Annotated in this window: 11 protein-coding genes; 4 read left to right on the top strand and 7 right to left on the bottom strand. The window is 41.5% G+C overall.

Annotation, left to right across the window (positions count from 1 at the left end; all coding sequences use genetic code 11):
• Positions 1–196: 196 nt before the first annotated feature.
• Positions 197–1,027 (top strand): formyltetrahydrofolate deformylase, encoded by an 831-nt coding sequence (purU, locus tag H5203_RS17025; protein WP_145235297.1) that lies wholly within the window; start codon positions 197–199, stop codon positions 1,025–1,027.
• A gap of 75 nt (positions 1,028–1,102) precedes the next feature.
• Here the strand turns inward: purU and H5203_RS17030 are convergent, their stop codons facing one another.
• Both H5203_RS17030 and acs read right to left on the bottom strand, forming a co-directional pair.
• The gene (locus H5203_RS17030) at positions 1,103–1,756 is read right to left on the bottom strand and encodes a response regulator transcription factor (RefSeq protein WP_145235295.1); all 654 of its coding nucleotides are present in this window, start codon (positions 1,754–1,756) and stop codon (positions 1,103–1,105) included.
• 97 nt (positions 1,757–1,853) lie between these two features.
• The gene (gene acs, locus H5203_RS17035) at positions 1,854–3,794 is read right to left on the bottom strand and encodes an acetate--CoA ligase (RefSeq protein WP_182731527.1); all 1,941 of its coding nucleotides are present in this window, start codon (positions 3,792–3,794) and stop codon (positions 1,854–1,856) included.
• Positions 3,795–4,101: 307 nt separating this feature from the next.
• Between acs and H5203_RS17040 the strand changes: the two genes are divergently transcribed.
• A complete protein-coding gene (locus H5203_RS17040) occupies positions 4,102–5,265 on the top strand; it encodes a DcaP family trimeric outer membrane transporter (RefSeq protein WP_145235291.1) in 1,164 nt (387 codons plus the stop codon).
• Positions 5,266–5,422: 157 nt separating this feature from the next.
• Positions 5,423–7,543, top strand: coding sequence for a TonB-dependent siderophore receptor (locus tag H5203_RS17045; protein WP_145235289.1), 2,121 nt, complete (start codon positions 5,423–5,425; stop codon positions 7,541–7,543).
• A 97-nt stretch (positions 7,544–7,640) separates the two neighbouring features.
• Here the strand turns inward: H5203_RS17045 and recA are convergent, their stop codons facing one another.
• Complete coding sequence (gene recA, locus H5203_RS17050; RefSeq protein WP_145235287.1) at positions 7,641–8,687, bottom strand: recombinase RecA; 1,047 nt, start codon at positions 8,685–8,687, stop codon at positions 7,641–7,643.
• Positions 8,688–8,755: 68 nt separating this feature from the next.
• On the bottom strand, positions 8,756–9,244 hold the full coding sequence (locus H5203_RS17055; protein ID WP_182820024.1) for a CinA family protein: 489 nt from the start codon (positions 9,242–9,244) through the stop codon (positions 8,756–8,758).
• A gap of 21 nt (positions 9,245–9,265) precedes the next feature.
• Here H5203_RS17055 and mutS point away from each other — a divergent pair, with 21 nt between their 5' ends.
• Positions 9,266–11,836: a DNA mismatch repair protein MutS gene (gene mutS / locus H5203_RS17060; protein ID WP_182820025.1), complete on the top strand. Its 2,571-nt coding sequence runs from the start codon at positions 9,266–9,268 to the stop codon at positions 11,834–11,836.
• Between the two features lie 101 nt (positions 11,837–11,937).
• Here mutS and rpoS read toward each other — a convergent pair whose 3' ends face one another.
• Genes rpoS through H5203_RS17075 form a run of 3 tightly spaced genes read right to left on the bottom strand, consistent with a single transcriptional unit; the run spans position 11,938 to position 14,437 of the window.
• Positions 11,938–12,933: an RNA polymerase sigma factor RpoS gene (gene rpoS / locus H5203_RS17065; protein WP_145235280.1), complete on the bottom strand. Its 996-nt coding sequence runs from the start codon at positions 12,931–12,933 to the stop codon at positions 11,938–11,940.
• A gap of 60 nt (positions 12,934–12,993) precedes the next feature.
• Positions 12,994–13,818, bottom strand: coding sequence for a peptidoglycan DD-metalloendopeptidase family protein (locus H5203_RS17070; RefSeq protein ID WP_145235278.1), 825 nt, complete (start codon positions 13,816–13,818; stop codon positions 12,994–12,996).
• A gap of 40 nt (positions 13,819–13,858) precedes the next feature.
• On the bottom strand, positions 13,859–14,437 hold the full coding sequence (locus H5203_RS17075; RefSeq protein WP_145235276.1) for a YqaA family protein: 579 nt from the start codon (positions 14,435–14,437) through the stop codon (positions 13,859–13,861).

Below are 14,437 nucleotides of genomic sequence, written 5' to 3' on the forward strand. Positions count from 1 at the left end.
TGCTGGCGAGGGTCGGCAATTGATTCGAAATATTTAAATAGTTGAATATCAGGCATGGGAGCTCCTTAAAAAGGAGTATAAGATCATACTTTTAAGTCAAGGTAAAGTTCGTGATCTTGCCCTGAATAAAGCCCTTGCTATTGTGACAAATTAACAAATAATGGAGCCACTGTTCACGGGATTAGAATGAGGAAAAATGAACACGATACTAACCACGCAATGTGCCGATGATGTCGGCTTAATAGCGAAAATCACCGGACTTTGTCATCAGCATAATTTAAATATTACCCGCAATAATGAATTTGTAGATAAAGATGCTCAGCGCTTTTTTATGCGCACTGAACTAACGGGCCAACCAGATCCAGATTTTTTAAATCAATTACAAGCTTTGTTACCCGATGGCGCGCAATTAGCACTGCACACTGACGAGAAAACTAAAGTGGTGTTACTAGCGACTAAAGAAGCCCACTGCTTAGGGGGCGTATTGCTAAAGCAATTTGAGCAAGCACTGAATATTGAAGTATTGGCTGTGATTGCTAATTATCCTGACTTAGCGCCATTGGCGAAGGGCTTTGATGTGCCGTTTCATGTGGTCAGCCATGAAGGTCTATCACGCGCTGAACACGACCTGCAAGTGGGTGACTTAATTGCCAGCTACAATCCCGATATCATTGGCCTTGCCAAATATATGCGGATTTTAAGCCCTGAATTTGTAGGCCGCTTTGATGGTAAAATTATCAATATTCATCATTCATTTTTACCTGCTTTTATCGGTGCAAAACCATATCATCAGGCATTTGAACGAGGAGTTAAGATCATTGGTGCAACAGCGCATTTTGTTAATAATGAGCTCGATGAAGGGCCGATTATTATGCAAGACGTCACCCATGTAAACCACGCAAACACTGCCGAAATGATGGCTAAAATGGGCAAAGATGTAGAGAAAACAGTGTTTTGTAAGGCACTGCAATTAGCATCAGAACATAAGCTATTTATTAATGGTAATAGAACCGTCGTATTTAGCTAGGCTCTAGAAATAGAGTAGAATGAAGAGGCGCAACGCCTCTTTATTTTTATTATTATTGACACTTTTATACTGTACTTAATGTGTTTGCTCGATAGGTTCGAGTTGTAATTTTGCAGCTATCAACACCGCTTGCGTGCGGTTATACACTCCAAGCTTACGGAATATCGCGGTGATGTGCGCTTTGATCGTTGCTTCTGAAATATGTAGTTCATAAGCGATCTGTTTATTCAACAAACCTTCGTGCAAGTACTGCAGCACTTTATATTGCTGTGGGGTAAGGGAGGCTACTTGAGCGGCGATTTCTTTATCTTCATTGGTAACGCTCGCTACTTTGTCTTTAAGCTCAGGTGGTAGCCATACATCGCCATCGAGTATTTGATTAATTGCTCCGGCAATATCATCTGATGATGATGACTTAGGAATGAATCCCATCGCCCCGTAGCTCATAACTTTTGAAACAATATTGATATCTTCACTGCCAGAGACAACAGCAATTGGCAAGCTTGGATAATCTTCACGAATGCGAATTAGGCCATATAAATCGCCACTGCCGGGCATATGTAGGTCTAGTAGTAAGATATCTAAATCTTCTTGTTCACTAAGCACTTGCAATGTAGTTTCAAAATTTTCAGATTCAAAAACCTCTAAACCATCAAACTTTGCCGTTAATGCCCCTTTTAGTGCTTCGCGAAATAACGGGTGGTCATCCGCTATTAAAAACTGACTCATGGTTCACTCCTAATGAATTCGGCTGCCATCTATCAAATAGCTGACAGCCGATATACTACGTTTAGAATCAACTTCTAATCAAGTTTTTAACGCATATTTAACGATTTAATCGGTTCTCGATTAATTCATCAACCACACCAGGGTCTGCAAGTGTTGAGGTATCACCTAATTGCTCGTGCTCATTTGCAGCGATCTTACGTAAAATACGACGCATGATCTTACCTGAGCGGGTTTTAGGTAAACCTGGTGACCATTGGATCATATCTGGCGATGCAATTGGGCTAAGCTCTTTACGAACCCAATTACGTACCTCTTTGGTTAATTCGTCACTGACCGTTACACCCTCGTTTGGCGTTAGGTAAACATAAATACCTTGGCCTTTAATATCGTGCGGGTAACCTACTACAGCAGCTTCGGCAACCGCAGGGTGAGCAACCAGTGCACTCTCAATCTCGGCAGTACCTAAGCGATGTCCTGATACGTTTAATACATCATCAACACGGCCGGTGATCCAGTAGTAACCATCTTCATCACGGCGACAACCGTCTCCAGTAAAGTACACACCCGGATAAGCAGAGAAGTAAGTTTGTTCAAAACGTTCATGATCGCCATAAACTGTTCGAGCTTGTGATGGCCAGCTATCAAGAATAACTAAGTTACCATCAACTGCGCCTTCCAGAGCATTACCTTCAGCATCAAATAATGCTGGCGCAATACCAAAGAATGGGCGGGTTGCAGAACCTGGTTTCATATCAATTGCACCTGGTAAAGGTGTGATCATGATGCCACCAGTTTCAGTTTGCCACCAAGTATCAACAATTGGGCAGTTACCTTTACCCATGTTTTCGTAATACCAAGTCCATGCTTCTGGGTTGATTGGCTCACCCACCGAGCCCAAAATACGTAGGCTATCGCGGTTTGAGGTCGCTGTTGGTTCATCGCCTTTGGCCATCAGTGCACGAATTGCCGTTGGCGCTGTGTATAAAATTGTAACATTATGCTTATCGACTACTTCACCCATACGTCCTGCGGTTGGGTAAGTGGGTACACCTTCAAATAAGACTTGCGTACAACCATTAACTAATGGGCCGTAAGCAATGTAACTGTGACCTGTGATCCAGCCCACATCGGCGCTACACCAAAAGATATCATCTTCTTTTAGATCAAACACATATTCGTGAGTCATCGATGCATATACTAAATAACCACCAGTCGTATGAACCACCCCTTTAGGCTGACCTGTTGAACCTGAAGTGTAAAGAATAAAGAGTGGATCTTCTGCATTCATCGGCTCTGGTGCACAGTCTGGGGCTTGATCAGCAACTAAATCATGCCACCATACATCATGTTCATGCCATTGTACCTCGCCACCCGTTAACTGATGTACAACAACGTGTTCGATGGTAGTGACCGACTGTTGTGCAACGGCTTCATCAACATTTGCTTTAAGCGGCACTGTATTGCCTGCACGACGCCCTTCATCAGAAGTAATAACAATTTTAGCACCAGAATCTTTAATACGATCAGCAATTGCTGATGGTGAGAAACCACCAAAGACTACCGAGTGAATTGCACCTAAACGCGCACATGCTTGCATTGCATAAACAGCTTGCGGTGACATAGGCATGTAAATAGCAATACGATCGCCTTTTTTAACACCGAGTTTTTTCAAACCATTGGCAAATTTTGCCACTTCGTCATGCAGCTGTTGATAAGAAATATGTTCACTTTGCGATGGATCGTCGCCTTCCCAGATCAATGCCGTTTTATCTGCTTTAGTTGCCAGATGGCGGTCAATACAGTTATACGAAGCATTAAGTTCGCCATCTTCATACCATTTAATACTGATATGGCCTTTATCAAAAGAGGTATTTTTTACTTTAGTAAAAGGTGTTGACCAATCGAGACGTTTACCGTGCTCTGCCCAAAAACCTTCTGGATCATCAATAGATTGCTTGTAAAGTGTATTATATTTATCGTTATCAACTAAGGCTGCATTCTTGATATGTGCAGGAACTGGATAGATACTTTGTGACATAGTCGTCTCCATTTTAATTACTTGCCTAAGGCCTATCTTAAGGATCACCCAGCATAGCGGGCGAAAGTATTAGACCTTAGTTGTATTATCTTTGATTTATTTCACTGAACGCTCTAATTGTTTTAAAATTTCATCATTTTACGCTATTAATACAAAATGTTAATGATATGTTTAAACTAGGGTAGCAAGCTTGCCACCTTAGTCTAATAGACCAATAGGTAATTGAGTAAAAAGCATACTTAATCAAAAGTGGTATCACAACACAAGTATCATGATGCAACAAGCAGCCCCGAATAGGACTTTGACTATGACAACAAAATCAACAGTATTAAAAACACTTACTGCCACTGCCGTATTGTGCGCGCTCTCAGCTACAGCACAAGCCGCAACCATTGGTGGCACTGATGTTACTTATGGTGGTTATATAAAACTCGATGCAATGTGGAGTGATTATTCAGCTGGCGCGCCTGCAGGAACAAATGTAGGGCGTGACTTTTATGTACCAAGTACATTAACAGTCGGTGCCGACAACAACTCTGATGCTGTATTTGATATGCACGCACGTCAGTCTCGTTTTAATTTTGGCACATCAACACTCCTAGACAACGGCAAAACCATAAGTAGTAAAATCGAAATAGACTTTTTAGCATCTGCTGCTGGCGGTAATGAGCGCGTATCTAACTCATACGCGCCACGTATTCGCCACGCATTTATTTCTTACGACGGCTGGTTGTTTGGTCAAACATGGTCAAACTTCCAAAATGTTGGTGCACTGCCTGAAACTCTTGATTTTGTAGGTCCAGCTGAAGGCACGGTATTTGTTCGCCAAGCACAAGTTAAATACACAACTGGCGCATGGTCTTTCTCGCTAGAAAACCCTGAAAGTACAATTACAACTTCAAATGGTATGGCTGTAACCGATGATGCATCATTACCGGATTTCACAGCACGTTACACACATACTGCTGATTGGGGTAACTTAGTGGTTGCAGCGCTTGCTCGTCAACTTACTTATAAAGTGGGCGGCCTTGACGCTGATGAAACATCAATTGGCATTAGTGCATCAGGTATGTTTAAAGTTGGCCAAGACAACGTTAAATTTATGCTTACCCAAGGTAAAGGCTTAGGTCGTTACGTTGGCTTAAATGTTGCGCATGGTGCAGTGCTTAATGGTGATGAGCTAGATGCAATTGACTCTACATCAGGGTTTATTGCTTACCAGCACAATTGGAATAACCAATGGCGCTCAACATTCCTTTACTCGTTCTTCTCAGCAGACAATAACACTGATTTGCTTACGATTACCGGTGACCCAACTGAATCTAGCCAAAGCTATAGCGCTAATATTTTATACTCACCAGTTAAACGTTTAACGTTTGGTGCTGAGTTAAAGCATGCAGAACGCGAAACAGAAAGTGGCGTTGATGGTGATTTAGATCGCCTGCAGTTCTCAGTTAAATACGCGTTCTAAGCTAAAACTAAAATTATATTACTTCCTTAAGCGGCTTTGGCCGCTTTTTTATTACTCCAAAATCAAACTCTTTATCGAATAAAACACAACAATGCAATTGCAAATCGTTGGCATTTAGATTAAATTGCGTACTTGTTTTTAATTTATGGGATGTCACATGTCTGCCCCGCAGTTTTTACGTTTATCTAAATTAGCAGCTTTTACTTCGCTAGCTATAAGTGGTGTTGTTCACGCAACCGAAGAAAATAACAATCATGAATCCCTTGAAAAAATAGCTGTGTATGGACAACACCATAAAAATTACATTACGGAAGATGCGCAGTCAGCAACCAAATTGGGCTTAACAATTAAAGAAACACCGCAGTCGATCTCTGTTATATCGCGCGCCTTAATGGACGACTTCTCTCTCGATGATATTAATGCCGTACTAGAAAGCACGCCAGGCGTAACTGTTGAACAAATAGAAACAGATCGCACATATTTTAAAGCCCGTGGTTTTGAAATTACTAACTTCCAAGTAAATGGCATGGGTACCCCGCAAGATAACGGCTCGATTCAAGGTACACTTGATACCTCTATTTTTGAAAGCGTAGAAGTTGTTCGCGGCGCAAATGGTTTGATGACTGGTGCAGGTAACCCGTCAGCTACCGTTAACATGGTACTTAAAAAGCCAACTTATCAAACAAAAGTAAGCGCTTCTGCATCGTTTGGTTCATGGAGTAACAAACGCTTGGAACTCGACGCCTCAACGGCGTTAACTGAAAATCAGGCCGTACGTGTTGCGTTTACAAAACAAAAAACAGATTCATACCTAGATCGCTACGAACAAGACAAAACCATTTATTACCTTGCCTATGAAGGCCAGCTTACCAACAGTACGACTTTATCGGTAAACTATGTCAATCAACAAAAAGATGCCGACAGCCCGCTTTGGGGAGCATTACCGCTTTATTATAGCGATGGTAGTGCAACAAATTTTGATGTATCGACAAGTACAGCGTCAGATTGGTCATATTGGAATAACTCTACTGAGCAACTTTTCGTCTCAGTTGAACAAAACATTACTAATACTTGGTTTTTAAAAGCAAATTACGCGCATTTAGTAAATGAGCAAGATTCTGAGCTATTTTACGTTTTTGGTACTCCCGATCGTGAAACCGGCCTTGGCTTAACGGGTTATGCAAGTGAGTATGACCATAAAGACAAGCACGACATTTTTGATTTATACGTTGCGGGTAAGTTCGATTTATTCGGCATGGCGCATGATTTATCATTTGGTGTAAACCAGGCTGATATGGATAATTATGATAAGTCACTTTATGACAACACGACAGGCAATGGTTATCCTCCAATGCCAGAGCTTGGTGGCTGGGATGGCGCAGCGCCAGTGGCAACGCTTACGGATGGTTTGACCGGTGGTGATGTTACTAACAGACAACGTTCTGCTTATATTTCTACGCGTATTCGTGCTACCGACTCACTCAGCTTTTTAGCCGGTGTTAGCCAAGTTAACTGGCAATCTAAAGGTATGTCGTATGGTGTTGCCAAAGATAAAAAAGCGGATAAAACCATTCCTTATTTTGGCACTGTGTACGATATTAACGACGATCTAGCAGCGTATGCCAGCTACACAGAAACATTTGTGCCGCAAACTGAGCGTGAGATCAATGGTGATTACCTCGATCCAATCACAGGTAAAAGCAGTGAAATAGGCGTAAAAGCACAGTTATTAGACAGTAACCTGTTTGTTACCCTTGCTTATTTTGATGCTAAGCAAGTTGGCCTTGCGGTTGCAATTCCAGGCTCAAAACCTGATGACACCCGTTACTATGGTGCTGATGGTATTAACAGTGATGGTTTTGAAGTGGAGCTTAGCGGTAAAATTACTGAAACCCTCAGTACTAGTTTTAGTTATAGCACCATCAATATTGATGGTGATGAGCTTGTTAAGAATTACACCCCTAAAAACCAGTATAAACTTGCCATCACTCATAAAGTGACTGAGATTGAAGGGCTAACATTTGGCTTAAATTACCGCTGGCAAGATGACACTAAACGCATTCAGCCAATTACAGCACTGGGTGTTACTCCAGTTACCAAACAAGATGCATTCGGTATCTTAAACCTTATGACTACTTACGATATTACGGATAATGTCGGTTTATCGTTCAATATTAATAATGTAACCAATGAAAAATACATCCACAGCCTGTATTGGGAGCAAGGCTACTATGGTGCACCACGTAACTTCACTGTCTCAGTGAATTGGCAGTTATAACTCGCTAACAAAAATACAAATACAAAAAAGCCGCTAAATATTATTTAGCGGCTTTTTTAATGTTAAGTGCGGGTCAAATCGCGCTTATTAAATACTTTTAAAGCTCAGCATCATCTGCTAACACTGTATCTTCAACATCGTCAGGCTTAATTGTTGCTTTTAATAGCAACATATCACGTAACTTACCTTCAATCTCGTTAGAAATCTCAGGGTTCTCTTTCAAGAACTTAATTGAGTTTGATTTACCTTGACCAACTTTACTACCATTGTAGCTATACCAAGCACCTGCTTTTTCAACCAGCTTATGCTTAACACCTAAGTCAATTAACTCGCCATGCTTAGAGATGCCTTCACCATACATGATGATAAATTCAGCTTGCTTAAACGGAGGAGCAACTTTGTTTTTCACCACTTTAACGCGGGTTTCGTTACCCACCACTTCGTCGCCCTCTTTAACAGAACCGATACGACGAATATCTAAACGTACTGACGCGTAGAATTTAAGTGCGTTACCACCAGTAGTGGTTTCTGGGTTACCAAACATAACACCAATTTTCATACGGATTTGGTTAATGAAAATACATAAAGTGTTTGAACGTTTGATATTACCAGTTAGCTTACGTAATGCTTGTGACATTAAACGTGCTTGTAGGCCCATGTGTGAATCACCCATGTCGCCTTCAATTTCAGCTTTCGGTGTTAATGCCGCAACCGAATCGACAACAACCACATCAACAGCGCTTGAGCGTACTAACATGTCACAAATTTCAAGTGCTTGTTCACCTGTATCAGGTTGTGAAACTAATAACTCATCAATATTTACACCCAATTTTTGGGCATAAATTGGATCAAGTGCATGCTCAGCATCAACGAAAGCACAGGTTTTACCTTCTTTTTGTGCTTCAGCAATAACTTGTAATGTTAGCGTTGTTTTACCTGATGATTCAGGGCCATAAATCTCAACAATACGCCCCATAGGTAAACCACCTATGCCTAATGCGATATCAATGCCCAGAGAGCCTGTTGATATAGCATCAATATCTAACGCTTTATTGTCACCCAATTTCATTATTGAGCCTTTACCAAATTGACGTTCAATTTGAGATAAAGCAGCGTCCAACGCTTTTTGTTTGTTATCGTTCATTTTACTCTCCAAATCCGGCTAATGCAGACAAGTATACTGTATGAAATCACAGTATCAAGCTAATTTTATTAATTTATCTTTCCTATAATGGTTTTTAATGAGTAAACAATAGCTTGCAACCTAACTTGCGCTCTATCGCCTGCGAATATCTGTTGGCTCGGATACTGTTTCTCGCCAATTTGAATACAAAACCATACTAAACCTACTGGTTTTTCTGTACTGCCACCACCTGGACCTGCAATACCCGATACCGCAACCGAAATATCAGCCCCAGCGGCCTTGCAAGCACCGGCCGCCATTTGCAACACGGTTTGCTCACTCACTGCGCCATATAAAGCCAAGGTTTGCTCACTCACACCGAGTAAATCCTGCTTTGCTTGATTACTGTAAGTAACGAATGCACGGTCAATATAAGCAGAACTTCCGGGGGTATCGGTTAGTGCATAACTCACTCCCCCACCAGTACATGATTCAGCACTAGTGATCCATAAGCGTTTATCCGTTAAAATAGCGCCTAATTGCGCAGCAAGTGTTTTAATCTCTTGATGTAATTCCATATTCAGCCTTTGGGTAAATACATGTCGTTCGATCTTTATGCACCACACACTATAAGTCAACAAACGCCGATGATGCAGCAGTATCTAAAAATAAAATCTGAGCATCGTGATATTTTACTGTTTTATCGCATGGGTGACTTTTACGAGCTATTTTTTGATGATGCAAAACGTGCAGCACAACTGCTTGATATTTCACAAACTCACCGTGGTAAAGCCGGCGGCGATCCTATTCCTATGGCAGGCGTCCCTTATCATGCGGTAGAGAACTATTTAGCTCGTTTGGTACAAATGGGTGAATCCGTCGCTATTTGTGAACAGGTGGGCGATCCTGCAACCAGCAAAGGGCCTGTTGAGCGCAAAGTTGTACGCATTGTTACCCCTGGCACCATTTCTGATGAAGCACTATTACAAGAGCGCCAAGATAATTTACTGACCAGCGTTTGGCAAAGTAAAAAAGGCGTGTATGGCATTGCTTACTTAGATATTAACTCAGGCCGTTTTAATATTGTTGAAGTAAATACTGAAGAAGCATTTAGTTCAACTTTACAACGCTTAGCACCAGCAGAGTTACTCTATAGCGAAGACTTTGCCAACTTTCATTTGATTGAGCATATCAAAGGTATTCGCCGTCGTCCTGAATGGGAGTTTGACTTAGACACTGCACAACATTTGTTATGCGAGCAGTTTGGCACCAAAGATTTAGTCGGTTTTGGGGTTGATAAAGCAACTGCTGCATTAGTTGCCGCCGGTTGCCTAATGCAGTATGTAAAAGATACCCAACGCATTGCTTTACCGCATATTCGCGCCATCACTTTAGAGCATAACGAACACGCTGTTATTTTAGATGCCGCCACCCGGAAAAATTTAGAGTTGACCGTTAACCTCTCTGGTGGCTTTGAAAACACCTTAGCACAAGTACTTGATAAAACAGCAACAGCGATGGGCTCACGGCTATTAAAGCGTCGTATTCATACACCAATACGTTCTAAACCTGAGCTTAACGCTCGCCTTAATGCGATTAGTGCCATTATCGGTGTACAGCTGTGTGGTGAGCTACATGAGTCGTTAAAACAAATAGGTGATATTGAGCGTGTTATTGCTCGTTTAGCATTGTGGACCGCTCGTCCGCGCGATTTAACCCGTCTGCGTAGCGCACTACAAGCCCTAGCTCCACTGCACGAGCTATTAACCGATGCCAGCGATCCTCGCATTAGTCAGATCATCGCGCAATCTCCTGAATTACCTGATTTACAGCAATTACTTGAGCAAGCAGTGATTGAAAACCCACCGGTACTTATTCGTGATGGTGGCGTAATTGCACCGGGTTACAACAGTGAACTCGATGAATGGCGTTCACTCAGCCAAGGCGCTACCGACATTCTTGAACAACTCGAACAGCGCGAGCGTGAACGCACCGGTATTAGCACCCTTAAAATCGGTTATAACCGTGTGCATGGCTTTTTTATTGAAGTAAGTCGTGCCAACGCACATTTAGTGCCCGCTGATTATATTCGTCGCCAAACGCTTAAAAATAACGAACGTTATATAATTCCAGAGCTTAAAGAACATGAAGATAAAGTGTTAGGTAGCCAATCAAAAGCACTGGCGCTTGAAAAGCAACTTTACGAACAACTGTTTGAATTTATTGCCCCGCACATTGAACAGCTACAAATAATGGCGGCAGCACTGGCAGATTTAGATGTGCTAAATAACCTTGCCGAGCGTGCAATTGCATTGAACTATGCAAAACCGCTACTGTGCGATAACGATGACATTAGTATTAAGCAAGGTCGCCACCCAGTTGTTGAACAAGTAATGAAAGACCCTTTCATTGCCAATCCTGTAGAGCTTAATGCTCAGCGTAAAATGCTGATCATTACGGGACCAAATATGGGCGGTAAATCAACCTATATGCGCCAAACTGCACTGATTGTGTTAATGGCACACATTGGTAGCTTTGTGCCAGCAGACAGCGCTAAGATTGGTAATATCGACCGTATATTTACACGTATTGGCGCCAGTGATGACTTAGCATCAGGTCGCTCAACCTTCATGGTCGAAATGACCGAAACAGCCACTATTTTAAATAATGCTACCGCGCAGTCACTGGTGTTAATGGATGAAATTGGCCGTGGCACCAGTACTTACGATGGGCTGTCGCTTGCCTACGCAACAGCCGATCACTTAGCATCAAAAATATCGGCAAAAACCTTGTTCGCAACCCATTACTTTGAACTAACAGAGCTGGCTGAGCAGCAAGCTGGATTGGTCAATGTTCATTTAGATGCAATAGAGCATAACGACACTATTGCCTTTATGCATACTGTGCTTGATGGCGCTGCAAGTAAGAGCTTTGGTCTACAAGTAGCGGCGCTTGCAGGCGTGCCTAAAGCGGTGATCAAACAAGCCAAGCAAAAACTTAAAATGCTCGAAAACCATCAGCCAGTTACTGCTGATATTAATGCCGTACAGCCTTCACTATTCGAAGCTGAACCTTCGCAAGTAGAAACCCAGCTTGCTGATATTGATATTGATGACTTAAGTCCGCGCCAAGCTCATGCGCTACTTTATAAGCTCAAAGCTTTACTTTGAGGTAAAAGTTAACCACAAAAAAAGCTGAAGAGTTTAACTCTTCAGCTTTTTAATAATTATTTTCTGTGTGTGTGTTTTTGTGTCTATTGCTGTGTAAGCAGTTATGAGAACTGATCAAACAAGCTATCAGTACTTAACCCTTCATGCTGTAAAATATCTTTTAAGCGGCGTAGCGCTTCAACTTGAATTTGTCTTACTCGCTCACGAGTTAAACCAATTTCACGACCAACATCTTCAAGCGTTGATGGCTCATAGCCTAGTAAACCAAAACGACGTGCAAGCACTTCACGTTGCTTAGGATTAAGCTCACCTAACCAGTCTACAATGTGCTTATTGATATCATTATTTTGTACTTCGCCTTCCGGGCCAAAGCCTTTTTCATCGGCAATAATATCTAACAATGCTTTATCGTTTTCACCACCAATAGGTGTATCTACAGAGGTGATTTTCTCGTTTAAACGCAGCATTTTAGTTACGTCTTCAACTGGTCGGTCTAAACACGCTGCAATTTCTTCGGCAGTGGGCTCATGGTCCAGCTTTTGCGTTAGTTCACGTGCGGTGCGTAAATAAACGTTAAGTTCTTTCACTACATGGATTGGTAAGCGAATTGTGCGGGTTTGATTCATGATGGCGCGTTCAATTGTTTGACGGATCCACCAAGTCGCATAGGTCGAAAATCTAAAACCACGTTCAGGATCAAATTTTTCAACGGCGCGGATCAAACCAAGATTACCTTCTTCAATTAAATCAAGTAACGCAAGGCCACGATTATTATAACGGCGGGCGATTTTAACAACTAAACGTAAATTACTTTCAATCATTCGTTTACGAGAAGCGCTACAGCCTTTTAATGCTTTGCGGGCAAAAAAGACTTCTTCTTCAGCACTTAATAATGGCGAAAAACCAATTTCACCTAAATACAGCTGAGTCGCATCTAAATTCTTAGTGATTTCCTCTTTGGCAAATATTTCATCTTCTTTGTCATCATCTTTATCGACGTCATCTAATAATTCAGAGTCTGTATCAGCGACAGCTATATCATCAAATTTATCATCAATCGCATCTTTCGTTTTTTCTATTTTTGCTGTGTTACCCATGAGCGTACCCTCAAGCAAACAAGTGATCTTATATCACTATGATCAATACCCGACCGATAGCTAAGGCAAATACTTCTCAGGATTAACAGCTTGTCCTCGGTAACGGATTTCAAAACGCAATGCCGTCACTTCAGAGTCTGAACTGCCAATCTCGGCTATTTTTTGCCCAGCTTTCACATCCTGTTTTTCTTTAACTAGCAACTTAGAGTTATGTGCATAGGCACTAAGATAATCATCATTATGTTTCAAAATAATTAAATTACCGTATCCTCTAAGTGCATTACCCGCATAAACTACAGTCCCTTGTGCTGCGGCAAAAACAGCGACACCTTTTTTATTAGTAATTTGTAACCCTTTATACCCGCTTTCCTTGGTTGAAAAACGCTGAGTTACTGTTCCTTTAGCTGGCCACGACCACTTAACTTGGGTCGAGGACAAACTGTTATTTTTACTAATTTTCCTATTGGCTTGTTTTTGAACATACTCTCGTTGTTTTGGCTGATCAAGCTCTTTCTTTAATTTTTTGTTATTTTTTTGTATGCCACTTGTAGACTTTTTACTCGGTTTCGTATATTTTTTATGCTTTTTTATTTTTTCAGGTACATTTTTAAAAGAAATTGTTTGCCCCGGTTGGATTATGTAAGGGGCTGGTATGCCATTATTTTTTGCCAACGTGCGGAAATCTTGCTGGGCGCTAAAGGCTATCGAGTATAACGTATCACCTTTTTTAACCGTGTAGCGGTCACCATTAATATTTACTTTACTAGTATAAGGTTTAACACTGGTATTTAAACTACTGACCGGAGCGGGGGCATGTCGAGATGAGCAGGCACTGAGCAAAACACTTGTAAATAAAGTAACATAGAAGACGTACTGTTTATTCATGGTGTTTTGCTCCTTGTGCTAAAAGTAGTTATTTAGATGCTTAACGTAATAAAAAGTATGCAACCACCACTAAAATCACTACCCCCCAGCCAAGTACCTCAACATATTGACGTAATTTTTGCTCCATTTTTACTCCGCCCCACTTCATTAGCGCTGAAACTAAAAAGAACCGCGCACCACGCCCGACAGCAGAAGCTAATAAAAAAGGTAAAAACGCCATGTGCAAAAGCCCTGCACCAATAGTAAATACTTTATAGGGTATTGGCGAAAAACCGGCTAAAAACACCACCCATACGCCATAATCTTTAAACCAGCTTAAAGCGGTATTAAACTTTTCTTGCCAACCCATTTGCGCTATTAATGGCTCTACTACAGGTTCAAACAACCAAAATCCGAGCAAATAACCTAAAATACCGCCAAGCACCGAAGCAACTGTAGCAAAAGTAGCATAGCGCCATGCTTTGCTCGGTTGTGCAAGCGACATCGGCGCAAGCATTACATCGGGTGGAATAGGAAAAATAACCGATTCAGCAAAACTCATCCCAGCTAAATAACGCTCTGCGTGGCGATGTTTTGCCCACACTAATGCCATATCGTATAACTTAGTAAACAATTTCAA

It is taken from the genome of Pseudoalteromonas sp. SG41-1 (assembly GCF_014164575.1).
In the GTDB taxonomy this organism is placed as follows: domain Bacteria; phylum Pseudomonadota; class Gammaproteobacteria; order Enterobacterales; family Alteromonadaceae; genus Pseudoalteromonas; species Pseudoalteromonas rhizosphaerae.